This window comes from Subtercola frigoramans, assembly GCF_016907385.1.
Taxonomy (GTDB): Bacteria; Actinomycetota; Actinomycetes; order Actinomycetales; family Microbacteriaceae; genus Subtercola; species Subtercola frigoramans.
This window is the reverse complement of the sequence record NZ_JAFBBU010000001.1, coordinates 595,321-612,251: the sequence shown is the minus strand read 5'-3', so window position 1 is coordinate 612,251 and position 16,931 is coordinate 595,321. Positions and strand designations below refer to the sequence as shown.

The 16,931-nt window shown below is 66.0% G+C and carries 17 protein-coding genes; 9 read left to right on the top strand and 8 right to left on the bottom strand.

The window, feature by feature from the left end; all coding sequences use genetic code 11:
* Positions 1-123 precede the first annotated feature (123 nt).
* Complete coding sequence (locus tag JOE66_RS02945; protein WP_205106642.1) at positions 124-690, bottom strand: ArsR/SmtB family transcription factor; 567 nt, start codon at positions 688-690, stop codon at positions 124-126.
* A gap of 115 nt (positions 691-805) precedes the next feature.
* Between JOE66_RS02945 and JOE66_RS02940 the strand changes: the two genes are divergently transcribed.
* Together JOE66_RS02940 and JOE66_RS02935 are read left to right on the top strand one after the other, a co-directional pair.
* A complete protein-coding gene (locus JOE66_RS02940) occupies positions 806-2,254 on the top strand; it encodes a TrkH family potassium uptake protein (protein ID WP_205106641.1) in 1,449 nt (482 codons plus the stop codon).
* The gene (locus JOE66_RS02935; RefSeq protein ID WP_205106640.1) at positions 2,247-2,912 is read left to right on the top strand and encodes a potassium channel family protein; all 666 of its coding nucleotides are present in this window, start codon (positions 2,247-2,249) and stop codon (positions 2,910-2,912) included. The genes JOE66_RS02940 and JOE66_RS02935 overlap by 8 nt, the downstream gene beginning before the upstream one ends.
* Positions 2,913-2,995: 83 nt before the next feature.
* Here JOE66_RS02935 and proC read toward each other — a convergent pair whose 3' ends face one another.
* Complete coding sequence (proC, locus tag JOE66_RS02930; protein ID WP_307827021.1) at positions 2,996-3,835, bottom strand: pyrroline-5-carboxylate reductase; 840 nt, start codon at positions 3,833-3,835, stop codon at positions 2,996-2,998.
* Positions 3,836-3,893: 58 nt separating this feature from the next.
* Between proC and JOE66_RS02925 the strand changes: the two genes are divergently transcribed.
* Entirely contained in the window at positions 3,894-4,856 is a 963-nt protein-coding gene (locus JOE66_RS02925; protein WP_205106639.1) for a cation diffusion facilitator family transporter, read from the top strand.
* An 86-nt stretch (positions 4,857-4,942) separates the two neighbouring features.
* Here JOE66_RS02925 and tadA read toward each other — a convergent pair whose 3' ends face one another.
* Positions 4,943-5,419 (bottom strand): tRNA adenosine(34) deaminase TadA, encoded by a 477-nt coding sequence (gene tadA / locus JOE66_RS02920; RefSeq protein WP_307827020.1) that lies wholly within the window; start codon positions 5,417-5,419, stop codon positions 4,943-4,945.
* Positions 5,420-5,521: 102 nt separating this feature from the next.
* Here tadA and upp point away from each other — a divergent pair, with 102 nt between their 5' ends.
* Together upp and JOE66_RS02910 are read left to right on the top strand one after the other, a co-directional pair.
* Positions 5,522-6,154, top strand: coding sequence for a uracil phosphoribosyltransferase (gene upp, locus JOE66_RS02915; RefSeq protein ID WP_205106637.1), 633 nt, complete (start codon positions 5,522-5,524; stop codon positions 6,152-6,154).
* Between the two features lie 475 nt (positions 6,155-6,629).
* The gene (locus JOE66_RS02910) at positions 6,630-7,367 is read left to right on the top strand and encodes a winged helix-turn-helix domain-containing protein (protein WP_205111526.1); all 738 of its coding nucleotides are present in this window, start codon (positions 6,630-6,632) and stop codon (positions 7,365-7,367) included.
* A gap of 338 nt (positions 7,368-7,705) precedes the next feature.
* On the opposite strand, the gene JOE66_RS02905 is transcribed toward JOE66_RS02910, so the two are convergent.
* Both JOE66_RS02905 and JOE66_RS02900 read right to left on the bottom strand, forming a co-directional pair.
* Positions 7,706-8,464 carry an SDR family oxidoreductase gene (locus JOE66_RS02905; RefSeq protein ID WP_205106636.1) on the bottom strand — a complete coding sequence of 253 codons (759 nt, stop codon included), beginning with the start codon at positions 8,462-8,464 and terminating at the stop codon, positions 7,706-7,708.
* 10 nt (positions 8,465-8,474) lie between these two features.
* On the bottom strand, positions 8,475-9,164 hold the full coding sequence (locus tag JOE66_RS02900; RefSeq protein WP_205106635.1) for a TetR/AcrR family transcriptional regulator: 690 nt from the start codon (positions 9,162-9,164) through the stop codon (positions 8,475-8,477).
* 745 nt (positions 9,165-9,909) lie between these two features.
* Between JOE66_RS02900 and JOE66_RS02895 the strand changes: the two genes are divergently transcribed.
* Entirely contained in the window at positions 9,910-10,437 is a 528-nt protein-coding gene (locus JOE66_RS02895; RefSeq protein WP_205106634.1) for a MarR family winged helix-turn-helix transcriptional regulator, read from the top strand.
* Positions 10,434-11,891, top strand: coding sequence for a cryptochrome/photolyase family protein (locus JOE66_RS02890; RefSeq protein WP_205106633.1), 1,458 nt, complete (start codon positions 10,434-10,436; stop codon positions 11,889-11,891). Before JOE66_RS02895 ends, JOE66_RS02890 begins: the two co-directional genes overlap by 4 nt.
* 105 nt (positions 11,892-11,996) lie before the next feature.
* On the opposite strand, the gene JOE66_RS02885 is transcribed toward JOE66_RS02890, so the two are convergent.
* A complete protein-coding gene (locus JOE66_RS02885) occupies positions 11,997-13,076 on the bottom strand; it encodes a hypothetical protein (protein WP_205106632.1) in 1,080 nt (359 codons plus the stop codon).
* A gap of 93 nt (positions 13,077-13,169) precedes the next feature.
* On the opposite strand from JOE66_RS02885, the gene JOE66_RS02880 reads away from it, so the two are divergent.
* A complete protein-coding gene (locus tag JOE66_RS02880) occupies positions 13,170-13,763 on the top strand; it encodes a molybdopterin-dependent oxidoreductase (protein WP_205106631.1) in 594 nt (197 codons plus the stop codon).
* 45 nt (positions 13,764-13,808) lie between these two features.
* Complete coding sequence (locus JOE66_RS02875) at positions 13,809-14,543, top strand: FAD-binding oxidoreductase (protein ID WP_205106630.1); 735 nt, start codon at positions 13,809-13,811, stop codon at positions 14,541-14,543.
* A gap of 205 nt (positions 14,544-14,748) precedes the next feature.
* Here the strand turns inward: JOE66_RS02875 and JOE66_RS02870 are convergent, their stop codons facing one another.
* Together JOE66_RS02870 and JOE66_RS02865 are read right to left on the bottom strand one after the other, a co-directional pair.
* Positions 14,749-15,519 carry a dienelactone hydrolase family protein gene (locus tag JOE66_RS02870; protein WP_205106629.1) on the bottom strand — a complete coding sequence of 257 codons (771 nt, stop codon included), beginning with the start codon at positions 15,517-15,519 and terminating at the stop codon, positions 14,749-14,751.
* 146 nt (positions 15,520-15,665) lie between these two features.
* Positions 15,666-16,646 (bottom strand): TIGR03557 family F420-dependent LLM class oxidoreductase, encoded by a 981-nt coding sequence (locus JOE66_RS02865; RefSeq protein ID WP_205106628.1) that lies wholly within the window; start codon positions 16,644-16,646, stop codon positions 15,666-15,668.
* Positions 16,647-16,931: the final 285 nt, after the last annotated feature.

Genomic DNA, 16,931 nt, shown 5'->3' with positions numbered 1-16,931 from the left:
TTTCAGATGTGTAAAACCTGTTAAAGAGGCATGAATATTGCGCGAAGCTGAGGTTTTTCACAGGCCCGGCCCTGCCGACGGAGGAAATCCGCGCGAGCCAGCGGATCGCTTCTCGGCGGGTTGCTAATCGCTGCTGCGAGAGATAGAAGGGATGCGGCGCGACGCCTCTTCGAAGAGCGCCCTGGCGCGTTCGGCGGCCCCGGCCACCGTGTAGCCCAGCCGCTCGCCGGCGCGTGCCGCTGACGACTGCGGTCTGGCCGCTGCAGGAATTCCGTCTCTCGCCTGGGCTGCGGCCTGCGTGCGTTCGGCCTGCGACTCCAGCTCGTCGAGCTCGGCTTCGATGTCGAGGGAATCCTGGTCCATGGCATCGTCGAAGTCCGCGCTCAGGAACGGGATCAACCAATCTTCGACCTCCTCGAGAGGGCTCGATTCGAGCGCATAGAACCGATGCTGGCCCTCTTCGCGCACGGTCACCAGGCCCGCATCGCGCAGGACCTTGAGATGCTTCGAGACCGTCGGCTGACTCAGCACGAGCTTCGACACCAGGTCTGACACACTGATCTCGCCCATCGGCGCCGTAGTGGTGCCGTCTGGCGCCGAGGGAGCGTCAGAGCCCACGTACCGGTCGAGCAGGTGCGACAGGATCTGGCGCCGCGTCGGGTCGGCGATTACAGAGAAGATGTCAGCCATGGCTACAGGGTAGTTGCTCGGGCCGCGTTGCGCGGTGAGCGACTCCACTGACAAGCTGGTCGGCAGAGCAGTCGACCGTGCCCTCTCCACTCTGGCGGGGCCAGAGGGGTGATGGATGACCGGCAGCACGGCCACAAAACGCCCCCGCTACGGCGCATCATCCACCCGCTCGCGGTTTCGCGAAGCGGTGAACGATTTCTCCGGCCGTTCGCCCGCACGGTTCGCCGTGCTGATCTTTCTCGCACTGGTCGCCCTCTTCACCGTTCTCCTCTCCCTGCCGGTCGCGAGCGCGAAGGGAACGGCCACTGGCTTTGCCGACGCGCTCTTCACAGCTGTATCGGCGATCTGCGTCACGGGCCTGTCGACGGTCGACATGGCGACGCACTGGTCGGGTTTCGGCCTGACGGTCATCTATCTCGGCGTGCAGATCGGCGCGGTCGGCGTGTTGACGCTCGCCTCGATTCTCGGGCTTGTCATCTCCCGCCGGCTCGGACTGCGATCGCGCCTGCTCGCCATCGGTGAGGCCGACCCGTCGCACGCTCACTCCGGCATCAGCGGCAGCAGCCAGGCTGTGCGTCTCGGGGAAGTGGGTGGGCTTCTGGCCACCGTGGCCGTCAGCGCATTGGTGATCGAGGCCGGGCTCACCGTGTTGTTGTTCCCCCGGATGCTGCTCAGCGGCATCCAGCCAGACAAGGCGGCCCTGCAGAGCATCTACTACTCGGCCATGGCGTTCACCAACACGGGGTTCTCGCCCGACCCTCGCGGGCTGGCGCCCTTCGCGACGGACTACTGGTTTCTCGGCGTGCTGATGCTCGGTGTCTTTCTCGGCAGCATCGGGTTCCCGGTGATCTACGCCGTCACCCGCGCGATCCGCACTCCCGGCAAGCCGCGCTGGTCGCTGCACGTCAGGCTCACCGTGGTCACCTCACTGGTTCTGCTGGGCGGCGGTGCCGTGCTGTACTTCGCCCTCGAATTCTCGAACCCTGCGACGTTCGGGAATTTGAATGTGGGCGACAAGGCCTTCCAATCGCTGTTCCTGTCGACGATGACGAGGTCGGGCGGATTCGCGACGATCCCCATCGACCAGTTGAACGGCTCCAGCATGCTCATCACCGACATGCTCATGTTCATCGGCGGCGGCTCGGCGTCAACGGCCGGTGGAATCAAGGTGAGCACCATCGCGGTGCTCTTTCTGGCGGCGTTCGCTGAAGCACGCGGCAACGATTCGGTCGAGGCCTTCGGCCGGAGGATTCCGGTCGACATCCTGCGCCTTGCCGTCAGTGTTGTTCTCTGGGGGGCGACGACGGTCGCCGTGGCGACCATCGTCATCCTGCAGATCTCGGGCGCGACGCTCGATGCGGTTCTCTTCGATGTGATCTCGGCGTTCGGCACCTCCGGCCTCTCTACCGGCCTCACTGCGAGCCTGCCCGACGCGGGAATCTACGTGATGGCTGCGACCATGTTCATGGGGCGGATCGGTACCGTGACCTTCGCGGCCGCGCTGGCCTCCCGGCACCGCCGCCAGCTCTACACCTATCCAGAAGAGAGGCCGATCGTTGGCTAGCAATCCATCGGATGCACCCGTTCTCATCATCGGCCTGGGCCGTTTCGGTGCGGCTGCTGCGAGCAAGCTCGAGCGGCTCGGTCGCGAGGTGCTCGTCGTCGACACCGACGCGGCCCTCGTGCAGAAGTGGTCGGGTGTCGCGACACACGCCGTGCAGGCCGACGCGGGCGACATCGACGCCCTGCGACAGGTCGGCGCGCAGGACTTCTCGATTGCGATCGTCGCCATCGGCGCGTCACTCGAAGCTAGCGTCCTCGCGACCTCGAACCTTGCCGAACTCGGTGTGCCGCAGATCTGGGCGAAGGCGATGTCGCACTCGCACGGCGTCATCCTGCAGCGCATCGGCGCCCATCACGTGATCTACCCCGAAGCGGAGTCCGGTGACCGCATCGCTCACCTGGTGTCTGGCCAGGTGCTCGACTTCATCGAGTTCGACGACGAACTGTCGCTGGCGAAGCTGCGACCTCCGCTGGCGGCCCGCGGGGCAGCGCTCTCCACTCTCGCCCTCCGCCGCAAGCACGGCATCACGGTCGTCGGCGTCAGGAGCCCCGGCCAGAAGTTCGTCTATGCCGGAGCCGACACCGTCGTGGGCGACGACGACCTCATCGTGGTCTCGGGAACGGCCGCCGACATCGACAGCTTTGCGCGCTGGAGCTAAAAGCGAGCATCCAGTGGATGCTCGCCGCGACGCCAGCGCCGACGAAGCTGTGCTTCGTCGGGAATGCCGCAAACTGCGCCCCTTCACCCACCAGCGAGTTCACGCGCCCGCGCCAGCGCCGCGTCCGTCGCCTCGATGAAGATCTCGTCGAGCCGGGCATCCTGCAGCACGCCGATCGCCCGCTCTGTGGTGCCCTTCGGGCTGGTGACCTGGATGCGAAGCTGTTCGGGCGTCTTGTCGGACTGGCGCAGGAGCTCGGCCGCCCCGATGAAGGTGCCGTTCACGAGCTGGGCCGCCTGCTCGGCCGAGAACCCCTTCTCCACAGCCGCCGCCGTCAGCTTCTCTATCAACAGAAACACGTAGGCGGGCCCCGAGCCAGAGATGGTGCTGAGAGCATCGAGTTGTGACTCCGGAACCTCGACCACCTCCCCCACCGTGGAGAACAGCCCGCGCACGATCTCGAGCTGTTCGGGGGTCGACCGCGAGCCGGCGCTGATTCCGGTGACCGCGCGGCCCACCATCGCCGGGGTGTTGGGCATCGACCGGATGATCGCCACCCCCTCCGGCGTGTGCGACTCCGCTGTTGCGGTCGTCACGCCCGCCGCGACGCTCACCACGATCGTGCCGGGCTCGAGCACCGGGCTGATCTCGTCGAGCAGCTCGGCGACCATGTGCGGCTTGACCGCGACTAGCACGATGGCGGCACCGGCCACCGCCGTACGATTCGCCTCGGGGTCTTCCGATGTCACGAGAGAGGTGACCTTCTCCGAGCGCGGGAGAAGTTCCGCGCTCGCCGCGGCACGGTTGGTCACGCGGATCGGGCCGTCCACCTGCACGTTCGGTGCCAGCAGGCCGCTCAGAATGGCCCGGCCCATCGAACCGGCGCCGAGAAGTGCAATGGAGGGGAGCCTGATTTCATTCACCCGACCATCCTAGGATTGGGAGCACAACCGATACTCGAAACCACAAGGGAATTCATACGTGAGCACATCTGGCGGCAACACAGCGATCTTCGCGGCACTGGGCGCCAACCTCGGAATCGCGGTCATCAAGTTCGTCGCCTTCGTCTTCTCGGGGTCGTCATCGATGCTCGCTGAGAGCGTGCACTCGCTGGCCGACTCGGGCAACCAGCTGCTCCTGCTCCTGGGAGGTCGCAAGGCCCGCAAAGAAGCCGATGTCGAGCATCCGTTCGGGTACGGGCGCGAGCGGTATGTGTACGCGTTCGTCGTGTCGATCATCCTTTTCTCGGTCGGTGGGGTCTTCTCGCTCTACGAGGGCATCGAGAAGGTCGGGCACCCGCACCCCATCGAGACGCCGTGGCTGCCGATCGCCGTACTGGTGGCCGCAATGATCCTCGAGGGGTTCTCGCTGCGAACCGCGATGAAGGAGAGCAACCACACGCGCGGCGGCCAGTCGTGGGTGCAGTTCATCCGCCGTGCCAAGGCGCCTGAACTGCCCGTCGTGCTGCTCGAAGACGTCGCCGCCCTGATCGGGCTGGCGCTTGCGTTCATCGGCGTTGTGCTCTCTGTCGTCACCGGCAACGGGGTCTTCGACGGTATCGGCACCATCGGTATCGGCGTGCTGCTCATCCTGGTGGCCATCGTTCTCGGCATCGAGACGAAGAGCCTGCTCGTCGGCGAAGGCGCTGGCCCGGCCGACATCGCGGCGATCCTGACCGCCATCGAAGCGGGCGACGAGGTCGAGCGGGTCATCCACATGAAGACCCTCTACCTCGGGCCAGATGAACTCATGGTGGCAGCCAAGATCACGCTGCCCGCTTCGGCGCACCTCGACGACGTCGCCACCACGATCAACTCGGTCGAGGCGCGGATTCGCGCGGCGCTGCCCATCGCCCGAGTGATCTACATCGAGCCCGACGTCTACGTCGCACCGGTCGACCCTGCGACGCCGACCGAGGCCATCGTCATCAAGGCCTCCGACTGAAAGCTGCGTCGAGCACCCGCGGTTCAGGCTGCCGCAGTGACATGCGCCAGGCGCTCGGGCCGCACCTCAGCAGCGTCGACAGCGCCTCAGGGTTCGCGGAAGAATTCGGTGAGGAGCTGGCCGCACTCCGCAGCGCGCACGCCGGCAAAGACCTCGACCCGGTGGTTCAGCCTGCGGTCCCGCAGCACGTCGTAGACCGAACCGACAGCTCCCGCCTTCTCATCCCACGCGCCGAACACGACCGTGTCGACGCGCGCAGCGAGAATTGCTCCGGCACACATCACGCACGGTTCGAGCGTGACGATCAGGGTCGTGCCCTGCAGCTGCCAGTTGCCTCGTGCTCGAGCCGCGGCCCGGAGGGCGACGATCTCTGCGTGGCCAGTCGGGTCGGTGTGAAGCTCCCGCTCGTTTCGGCCTGTAGCCAGTCGCTCGCCCGATTCGGTCACGACGATCGCCGCGCCGACAGGCACGTCTCCCGAGCGCAGCGCGAGCCGTGCCTCGGCGAGGGCCTCGAGCATCCATTCGTCGTGTTGGGACGAGGCGGGAAAGACTGTTTCTGACACGGGCCCTTCCCTGCTGCGTTTCGATGATCGGCACTCGTCGTTGCCCAGACCACGTGCGGCCGCATGCTCGCTGGCTGCGTGGTCTGGCGGTAGATTTACCCTATGCGAGTTCACGTTGCCGACCACCCGCTCATCACCCACAAACTGACGGTGCTGCGCGACCAGTCGACGTCGTCGGCGACCTTCCGCGCGCTCACCGAAGAGCTGGTGACGCTGCTGGCCTACGAAGCGACGCGCAACGTGCGGGTGAACGAGGTGACCATCACCACCCCAGTCGCGGTGACGACCGGGGTTGCGCTGAGCGAACCGCGCCCGCTGGTCGTGCCCATTCTCAGAGCCGGGCTCGGCATGCTCGAGGGAATGGTCAAGCTCGTGCCTACCGCCGAGGTCGGGTTTCTGGGCATGGTTCGAAACGAAGAGACACTCGAGCCGAGCACCTATGCCGAACGCCTGCCCGACGATCTCTCGAACCGGCAGTGCTTCGTGCTCGATCCGATGCTCGCCACTGGCGGCTCACTCGGGGCGGCCATCGACTTTCTCTTTGCCAGAGGTGCCGTCGATGTGACGGCGATCTGCCTGCTGGCGGCCCCCGAAGGTGTCGCCGCGCTTGAGAAGCGCACCGCGGGCCACGACGTGACGCTGGTGCTCGGCGCCCTGGATGAACGGCTCAACGAACTCGGCTACATCGTGCCCGGGCTCGGCGATGCCGGCGACCGGCTCTACGGGGTCGTCTGAGACAGGGCTCACGCACCGGTCACGACGCAATAATCGTCCATTCGGGTAGAAACTCACGTCTCTGGCGCAAAAAAGTTGACACTCACACTGATTTTCGGCTTTACTTATCCCTATGTATGACGACTCTCGCACCCCTACCTCCTTCGAGGCCTCAGGGAATGCCGGCATGATGATGCCCGGCCGCGCCGCCATGCTCTGTCGAATGTGTCGCTAACGAGACCTGCCGCTCACCAGCGCCCCTCTCTTTCCGCCCGCCGAGTTTGACTCGAATCGCACTCCCTCAGGGGTGCGGATGATCGAACTCCTCTCTGGCCGACCCGCACCCCGGTCTGCCAGCCCCGGCGCCCTAGCAACGCCACATCGACAGAAACGCAGTTCTCCACCGCACCGGATCTCGTGAAGCCAGCCAGGCTCACACCCGGTCACGGAATACAGCACTGCGAGCATCATCACCCCCAAAGGACATCCCGTGTCAATCGCTCACCTCGCTCCCTCGCTCGCACCGGCCCAGCTCACACCGCGCCAGACCGTCACCCCCGTGCCCACCTCGGCATCGACTCCCGCCGCTGAGCCGAGCAGCCCAACGGCGTCCCGCATCCGCGCCGTACCGTCGGGCACCGAAGCCCGGGGCTTCGTTCTGTACGTCGGCATCGACGAAGAGAAAGCCGAAGCAGACGGCACCGAGCTCGGCAAGATCGTGGCCCAGATCAAGGCGCTCGTCGCCCAGATCGCGCCCAGCTCCGAAACCTACGCCGCTGTCGCCCTGGCGCCGCGAGGCTCAGGCGGCCGCGACGTCGATGTTGTGCGCCTTGCCCTCCAGGACCCGGCCGCCCTCGCTAAGCACCGCCAGGAGGAGCCAGAACCAGAAGATCGCGCCCGCGACGGCGTCGTGATCGACCTCTCGCGCAAGCGCCTGCTGCTCGACAACGAATCGGCGAACCTCACCTACAAGGAGTTCGAGCTTCTCCAGTACCTGGTGCTGCGCGAGGGCCGCACCATCGACCGCGCCGAATTGATCAACGCGCTCTGGAGCGCCAGCGACGACGACATCCCCAACGAGCGCACCATCGACGTACACGTTCGCCGCCTGCGCTCGAAGCTCGGCGACTACGAAGACATCGTGCGCACGGTTCGCGGTGTCGGCTATCGCTTCGACCGCCACGCCGATGTCTCGGTGCGCCAGACGAGCACGCCGAGCCCCGACCTGTTCTGAGTAGTGCTTGTTTTGTGCGCCGCCGCCTCTGCGGCGCACTGCCGGCAGAACCTTCACGAACTGGCGTCATTGCGCCGAGCGACGCTGAACGCGACGAGCGCGGTCGCCGCGTTCATCCGACCTCGTTTGGTGCGCCGCCGGCTCTGGGCCCACGCCGGTCAGAGGCTCCACGCGCCGGCTACGGCGTGAGGAGGGGCCGGTGGGGACGGCGCACCACCGGCAGAACATCTACGAACTGAAGTTAGAGCGCCGGGCGCCGCTGGACGCGACGAGCGCGGTCGCCGCGTTCATCCGACCTCGTTTGGTGCGCCGCCGCAGTGCCTACTGGTGCGTGAGCGCTAGGCGAGGCCGCCGTTGGTGAAGATGACCTGGCCGTTGATCCAGCGGGCCGAGCCTGCGAGGAACGCGACCGTTTCGGCAATGTCGGTGGGCTGCCCCAGACGCTGCAGGGGCACAGCTTGGGCGAGGCCTGCGATGGCCACATCATCCTTGCCCGTCAGGAAGAGCGGAGTGGCGGTGGGGCCCGGAGCGACCGCATTGACGGTCACATCTTTGCCGCGCAGCTCGCGCGCGAGGATCAGCGTCATGCTCTCGACCGCGGCCTTGCTCGCGACATACCCGCCGTAGCTCGGGAACTGGGTGCGGGTGACCGAGGTCGAGAAGTTCACGATCGCACCGCCGGAACGCACCCGGCGTGCCGCCTGCTGCGAGACCACGAACGTGCCCCTGACGTTCGTGCGGAGCATTCGGTCGAGCTCGTCGAGGTCCATCGTGGCGATGGGCGAGAGAATCATGATTCCCGCCGTGTTGACCACGACGTCGATCCCGCCGAACTCCGCCTCGACCGCGTCGAAGGCAGCCGACATGTCACGCTCCTCGGCAACGTCTCCGCCGATGGCGATTGCCCGACCACCCCCGGCCACAATTGCTGCGACCGTCTCGTCTGCCTTGGCCTTGTTGCCGGAGTAATGCACTCCGAGGGCAAACCCGTCCCTGGCGAGCCGTTCTACGACCGCCCTGCCGATTCCGCCAGATCCCCCAGTGACGAGCGCCACCCGGGTGGGCGCTGCGGTTTCGCTTGTCAGATTTGTGCTCATGCGTGTTCCTTCACTTCTTGGTTTGAATGCGTTCCAGCCACTCATCCAATAACGGCGCTTCAGCGCTGGTGAAGAGGGTGCCGGATGATCGGGGCAGCGCATTACGCAGAGTGATCGCCGCGACGCGCTCGGCTTCAGCCGGCTCGGGTGCCCTGCGTGAATTCGTGACGACTGAGGCGATGACGGAGTCACGCATCAGCCCTGACAACAACGGGTCGGGGTAGAGAGCGGGGTTCAGAACGAGGGCCAGGGCCACGCCGGTATTGGCCGCCATCATGAGACGCGACGCCGCTTCGGGGTCGATCAGCAACCGGCCTTGCGCTGCAAGCCGGTCGAGCACTGCGCGCAGCAACCGCATCGCCTCTGCCGCCGAGGATGCCCGGTGCACAGCGGTCGACCCATAGAGCAGCCGATATGCGTTGGGGTTGGCCAGGGCGAACGAAGTGTGGCTGTCCCACCCGGCTCGCAGATCATCCAACGGATCTTCGGATTGCTCTGCGGCGCGCTTCAGGCCGAGGTACTGGTCCCAGACCGAGTCGATGGTCGCCGCGAGCAAACCCTCTTTGTCGCCGAAGAGACGGTAGATGACGGGCTGCTGCACTCGCGCCGCCTCACACACGGCTCGCGTCGAAACGTCGCCGTCGGAGGACCGCGCCAGAAGCTCGGCCGTTGCGGCCACGATCACTGCTCTCGTTGTCATGTTATTGACGATACCATACATTTGTTATCGATGAAACGGCTAGGGCAGCGCCCACTATTCGCCAGGCCCCAGGCGCAAAATGAACCCATGCGGAGCCTCTGGGTGAATTCTTAGGAAAATAACGTTTTGATAACTTGCTCGCCGTTACGTAACCGTTATATAGTTCAAGAGCGTTAGTTGTTTGCTGTGGCAGCGAAGCGCGGAATGTGATTGCAGGACACTCTTGGTGCAAGGGAAAGACCCGGTCGTTAGCCTCTACGACCGGGTCTTGTCCGTTTAACTGGCTTACCGCCGCCCCTGCGGCAGACTGCCGGGATTAGCGGACGCCACCCAGGCTTCTCCCCGGAAACGGAAAAGCGACGCACCGGTCACCGCTTTTCCCGACCTCGCTTGGTTCGCCGCCGCTCCTGCGGCGATATAGGCACCGAGCCTTCGTGAGGCCGTTCTGCCGAGTTGCGTCGGGTGTGGTGGTCTCTTTTCGGCGCAACCAACTCACCTCGAGCCGACGGCGGCACACGTGCGCGGAACGTCGCGGCCGGCGCCTGACTCGCTGACCACGTGTCGTGTGCGGAGAGTGAGGCCGATGCGACGAAAGGCGCCGCGCGTAACCGCCTCATTTCGGCGCGATGGGCTCACGAGAGGCGAGACATGCCGGTCGAGAGACGAGGCATGCGCCGCCTGACCCAGGAATAGAGCACCAGAGCACACACTTGCGTTTAAGCTGGAGTTCTGAGAAAGGGCACAGATGGCTGACCACGACCGCGCCGAGAAAGTTTCACCGGTCGCCGCATGGGAGGCACTCTTTCGCGCCCAGGTGACGATGATGCGCATGCTCGCCGAAGACTTCCCCTCGCAGGTCATTTCTCTCACGGAGTACGACGTTCTGTACACGCTGTCGATCCAACCCGAGCGACGCATGCGCATCCGCGACCTCAACACGCGCACCCTGCTCACCCAGCCGAGCGTCTCCCGGCTCGTCGACCGGCTGGCGGCCCGCGGCATCCTCTCGAAGTCTGTCGACCCGAGCGATGGCCGCGGCACCATCGTCTCCCTCACAGCCGACGGGTTCGAGGTCTACCGTGAGGCGGCCCGCGTGCACGGTCGCACCATCAGCCACGAGATGTCGAAGGCGCTGCACCCCGACCAGCTCGCCCAACTGCTCGCGCTCTGCGACAGACTCCGCATCAGCGTCAGCGGCGGCACCGACGACTGTGTGGTCGACACTCCGTCAGAATCCGCGGCTGGGGGCCCCAGCGCCGCGACCGCCGAATGAGCGACGGGCCCAGCCTGGTCTGGTTTCGTGACGATCTGAGGGTTGCCGATCATCCGGCCCTTCATACAGCGGTCGAACGCGGCGAACAGATCGTCTGCGTCTACATTCTCGACGAATCAAGCCCAGGCATCAGGCCACTGGGCGGAGCGAGCAAGTGGTGGCTGCACCACAGCCTCGCGGCTCTGGCCGGCGAGCTGGATGCCCTGGGCCTCACCCTGACGCTTCGAAGCGGAGCCGCGACCGACGTCGTGGCCGAGCTGTGTGCCGAGACGCAGGCCGGTGCCGTCTTCTGGAACCGTCGCTACGGTCTCGCCGAGCGCGAGATCGATTCGGGGATCAAGTCGTCGCTCAAGGCGCAGGGAATCGAGGCCCGCAGCTTTCAGGCGAGCGTGCTCTTCGAGCCGTGGACACTGCAGACCGGACAGGGCCAGCCCTACCGTGTCTTCACTCCATTCTGGAAGGCGTGCCTCGGTGCGCCGGCTCCGCGGCCGCCGCTTCCTGCCCCGACGAAGGCAGTCACCGCGGCCCTCGCAACGGGGTCCGGCGCCCACAGCACCGATACGGCACGGACGGCGCGCCCGTCCACCTCAGCGAACCCTGCGGCAGTACCAGCTGAGCTGCCTACCGACCGCCTCGACTCGTGGGGCCTCCTCCCGACCGCCCCCGACTGGGCTGCGGGTCTCCGTGAAGCCTGGGTGCCCGGCGAGGCTGCGGCCCACGCGCAACTCGCCACCTTCGTCGCGCACGGGCTCGGCGACTACACCAGCGACCGCGACCTGCCCGCCCACGATGTCACCTCCCGTATGTCACCCCGGCTGCGTTTCGGCGAGATCAGCCCGTTCCAGCTCTGGCATGGGCTGAAAGGCCCTTCTGCCGCTCGAACCGTGCAGCCCGGCGGGAGCGCAGCGTTCCTGCGCGAAGTCGGATGGCGCGAGTTCGCGTATCACCTGCTCTACCACTTCCCCGAGATCACGACTGAGAACATGCGCCCAGCATTCAACGCGTTCCCCTGGAGCGAGCCGGAGCCCGCAACCCTCGAGCTCTGGCAACAGGGCCGAACAGGGGTTGCACTGGTCGATGCCGGCATGCGCGAACTCTGGAAGACCGGCGTCATGCACAATCGTGTGCGGATGGTCGCGGCATCCTTCCTCGTGAAGAACCTGCTCATCGACTGGCGCGTCGGCGAAGCCTGGTTCTGGGACACCCTGGTCGACGCCGACCAAGCCAGCAACGCCATGAACTGGCAGTGGGTCGCCGGTTCGGGTGTGGATGCTGCACCCTACTTCAGGGTCTTCAACCCGGCGCTCCAGGCCGCAAAATTCGACCCCGAGTCGGAGTACATCACCACCTACGTGCCCGAGTACGGTACTCCCGCCTACCCCGAACCGATGGTCGACCTCGGCGAATCCCGCAAGCGCGCCCTCGACGCCTACGAGACCATCCGCGGCAGCTGAGGCCCGGTCATTGTCGGACAGCTGAGCGCGGAACGCAGCCCTGGGCTAGCCGACAGCAGCCCAGCCAGATCGTCATCGCTGCACTGGGCTGCGGCAACCCGCGACTCAGCCCGCAGCGGGCGTCTGCAGCGTGCTGTTGATACTGCGATTGAGCTCGGCGGCCTGCGAGTCGAGGGCCTTCAATTGCGTGCGCAGCTCGTCGTAGTGGGCGATATCCGCCTGGATCGAGTCGTAACGGGCCTTGAGGTCGTCGCTGCGCTGCTGAATCACGCTGCGAGCCGTGTTGAACGATGCTTCGCTGGAGAAGTCGCCGCTGTCTGCCCGGGAGTTGAAGGTGCCGATGTCAGCGTTCAACGTGTCGATGTCGGCCGAATACTTCGACGATTCGGCATCGATCGAGTCGCCCGCGGCCGTGAGCTGCGCTGCCAACGCTGTCTCCTGGTCCTGCACCTGCGTGAACACAGCCTGGAACGAGGCGTTCAGCGCGACGACCTTCGAGCGGTCAGCAAAGTAGTGGGCATAGTGCGCCTCGAGTTCGGGGCTCAGGCTGCCGAGCTCGGTGCCGAAGATCGAGTGCAGCTCGTTGTCGCGCTCGCCTGGCTCGAAGGTGGCGTAGCTCGCCATTCGGGCCGAGAGCTCGGGGTCATCCTTCACCGTGGAGTACTGCGCCTCGAGCAGGGCGTCGAGGTCGGTACGGTCGGAGTCACTGAGCCGCGCGTAGACCGCGTGGAGCATCTCGTGTGCAGCGGTCACGCCGCGAATGCCGGTGAGCCGGGCATCCGACACATCGAAGATATGGATACTCGAGCCGTTGTAGCACCCGAGAAGCACAAAGTCGTCGCGAGACGAACCGCACACGGCGGTGAAGTTGCTGGCGCTCTCGACCGTGGGCGCGCTGGCGTAGAAGTAGAATCGGCCCTCGTCGTTGAGGCCGGCATCGGTCGACATCTGTGCCAGCTCTGCCGTGGGTCGGTAGTTCCAGACGGCCATCTGGTCTTCGATGCGCTGGTGGAAGATGCCCCAGCCGATCGCGCCAGTGGGTATCGCTATCGCGACGACGATCGCAAGGGCCAAGAACACCCGGCCCAGAAGCGACCTTCGGCGCGGCGGGCCCGGCGGCGGTGGCCAGCCCTCTGAGGTGCGGCCGTTCTCATCGGCGAGCGCGTCGAAGTCGAACAGGGTCACTGCCACTCCTCTAACGTTCGCTGTACATTGAGTCTATGAGCTTGTGCGGGTCTCTTCTTCAGCTCGCGACCGTTTCTCACGAAAGGGCACTCCATGGGAATCTTCTCCCCCGGCTTCACCGGTCGGCGTCGTGACGCCAACCCTCTTCTGCCGCCCGGCCAGTACGAGGTCAGCAACTTTCCGGTGCTCTCGGCAGGACCGACACCCAACATCAACACCGACAACTGGGCATTGTCGCTGCGGGCGGCCAACGGCGACCTGAAGGCGTGGAACTGGCAGACCCTCCTGGAGCAGCCGATCGAGCAGTTCACGGTCGATCTGCACTGCGTGACCCGCTGGTCGCAGTTCGGCATGGGCTGGCGGGGTGTGTCGCTCGACCATCTGCTGGAGGGTATCGACACCTCGGCCGAGTTCGCGATGGCCTCGTGCTACGGCGGTTACACGACCAATGTGCGCACCAGCGACCTCGTCGGCGGCAAGGCCTGGATCGCCTTCGAGTTCGACGGCAAGCCGCTCGCGCCCGACCACGGCGGTCCGGCGCGGCTGCTCATCCCGCACCTCTACCTATGGAAGAGCGCGAAGTGGGTCAACAACATCACCCTCATGGATCACCACGAGTTCGGCTTCTGGGAGACGTACGGGTACCACGACCTGGGCGACCCGTGGAAAGAGGAGCGGTACTCGTAGTGAGAGCAATTCCGGCGGCGCGCGGCACCGTTGAGATGGTGCAGCATGGTTGAGTGGCACCGGGCGACCGTCGAGGCGATCCACGACGAGACCGCCACCGCCCGAACGCTTGCCCTGCGCGTCGAAGACTGGCGAGGGCAGCTCTCTGGGCAGCATCTCGACCTGCGGGTGACGGCCCCCGACGGGTACCAGGCCTCGCGGGAGTACTCGATCGCGTCGGGCGCCTCCACTGACCCCGATGCCCTGGTCGAGGTCTCGGTCGAAGAACTGGATGACGGCGAAGTCTCGCCGTACCTCGTTCGCGGCATCGAGGTCGGCGACATGATCGAGGTACGCGGTCCGGTCGGCGGGTACTTCGTGTGGAAGCCGGAACAAGCCGAGCCGATTCAGCTCATTGCCGGCGGGTCGGGGGTGGTTCCGCTGATGTCGATGTTGCGCACGCACGCGGGTGCCGGGCATCCGACACCGATGCGGCTGCTGTATTCGGTTCGCGCGCCGGAGTTCGTGTTCTACACCGAGGAGCTGCGGCGGCTGGCCGAGAAGTCGGCAGCGCACGTGATGGTCGACTACGCGTTCACACGGCAGGCGCCGCAGGGCGCGGACCGGTCAGTCGGGCGACTCAGCCGCACCGAGGTCGAGATGTTGACCGTTTCGCCGGAGCTGGGGCCGACGACGTATGTATGCGGGCCGAACGCGTTCGTGGAGCAGATCGCCGGCTGGCTGGTCGAGCTCGGGCACCCTGCATCACGGGTGCGCACTGAGCGCTTCGGCGGCGTGTAGACCGCCGGTTGAGTAGCACGAAGTGCATATCGAAACCCCCACGCACAACCGGTTTCGATACGCAGGGCTGCGCCTTGCTACTCAACCAGCGGCAAGGCTGCGTCAATCGCCGGTTGAGTAGCACGAAGTGCGTATCGAAACCCCCACGCACAACCGGTTTCGATACGCAGGGCTGCCGCCCTGCTACTCAACCAGCGACGTAGCGTCAGGCGAGGTGTTCGGCGAAGAAGGCGTCGATGCGCTTCCACGCGTCGGCGGCCGCCTCGGGGTTCGGGCCCGCCCCGAGCATCAACGTGGTGATCGGGCGCATAGCCTTCGGGCCGGTCTCGGCGTCGTTGAGAAACGAGTGGCCAGCCTCCGGGTACTCCTTCACATCGTTGGGAACGCCGGCGTGGGTGAGCGCAGACTCCAACTTCGCCGCGGCGCCCCTCAATGACTTGTCGCGACCGCCGTAACTGCCGACGACCGGGCACGCTGTTGCAGCCCACGCGTCGATGTCGCCCGGCAGGCGGCCGTAGTTCGCACTGGCGGCATCGAATCCGCGTCCGCTCGTTGCCGCCGCGAGCGCAAACCCGCCACCCATGCAGAAGCCGAGCACTCCGACCTTGCCTGTGCAGTCAGGGCGGGCGAGCAGGTACCGGCGGGCCGCCTCGACGTCGACCCAGGCACGCCCTTCCCCGCTCGTGATCGCCTTGAAGGTGGCGACCACGCACTTTCGCGCGCCGCCGTCCACGAAGATGTCGGGCATGAGCACGAGATATCCCGCGTTGGCCATGCGGTCGACCTGACGGCGCATGACGTCCGTCATGCCAAAGGCCTCGAAGACCATCACGACCGCGGGCCACGGGCCCTCCCCGGCCGGAACCGCGAGTGCACCGTAGAGACCGGGGCTCATACCGGGCAGCGCGGCACCCGTCAGATCCACATCACTCAGGGTCACCGTGTAGTTCTCGGCGGCAGCGTCGTTCTCAGCCATGGGGCCACCCCTCTTCGTTGATGCTGATGTTATCCACTTTCCCGAAGGTGCACGTTCGGGCCGATTTCCTGCACACCGGGGAAAGTCGACGGGGCTTGGACTGCACCTGTGCGGCGTGGGCGGGGGTGAGTCGGCGGCCCTGCGGGTCAGAGGGCGCGGAGCTTCTCGAGCAGGGGTTCGGCGACAGTGTCGAGGAACTCCTGCTGGCGCTGGTCGCCCACCTGAACCAGGGCAACGTCGGTGAACCCTGCCTCGAGGAACGGCTTCACACTCTCGGCGAGTTCGTCGAGATCGGGGCCGCAGGCGATGCTCGAGGCGACATCGTCAGGCCGCACGAACTGGCTGGCACCGGTGAACCCGGCCGGCGTTGGCAGATCGGCGTTGACGGCCCAGCCACCGGCGAACCATCGGAACTGCTCGTGCGCCAGCGCGATGGCTTCGTCTTTGTCGGGCCCCCAGCAGATCGGAATCTGGCCGATCGATCGCGACGGGCCGGCCCCCGCCAGGTCCGAACGCGCCGCCTCCCAACCCGTGATGAGCTCGGCCTTCGGCTCCGTGGCGATCAGCACGTCGCCGAGGGGAGCGAACCGTTCGATCGACTTCGGCCCAGAGACCGCGATCCCGATCGGCACTCCCCCGTCGGGCAGGTCCCAGATGCGGGCCGAGTCCACGCGAAAGTAGTCGCCCTGCCAGGTGACGAGTTCGCCGGTGTGCAACTCCCGGATGATCTGCACCGCTTCTTCGAGCATGTCCTGCCGGGCATCCACCGCGGGCCAGCCCTCGCCGACCACGTGCTCATTCAGGTTCTCTCCAGCACCGAGCCCCAGGGTGAATCGGCCGTCGGCCAGAAGCTGCAGGGTGGCAGCCTTCTGGGCGACGACGGCAGGGTGGTACCGGATGCTCGGGCACGTCACATACGTCGCGAGCTCCACCCGCGTGGTGGCCTGGGCCACGGCGCCGAGCACAGTCCAGGCGTAGGGAGCGTGGCCCTGGCTGGTGAGCCACGGCGAGTAGTGGTCGCTCGACACCTCGAAGTCGAAACCCACGTTCTCAGCGGCGACGGCGTAGGCGACCAGGTCTTTCGGGCCGCTCTGCTCGGTCATGAGGGTGTATCCGAATCGCGTCATCTCAACTCCAGATCATCGGTGCAGTAACAGTTTCTAGGCTCCGCCGGGGCTCTCACGAAGTCAAAGCGTCACGGCCGGGGTTGCGCAAGGCGCCCCCGTGTGTCTCGCCCCCCTCCTCCCTGGGTAGGTGAACCAACTTGTGCTGCTTTCTGCTGGGGAGAGCAGCGGAAGTCGGTACACCTAACGGGGGGGGGTGGGGGGTGGGGGGTGGGGGGTGGGGCAAGCGGAAAGCGCCGGGGCTCCGAATGACGTGTGCCGGGCATCCGGTACCCCGCATCTGGCTGT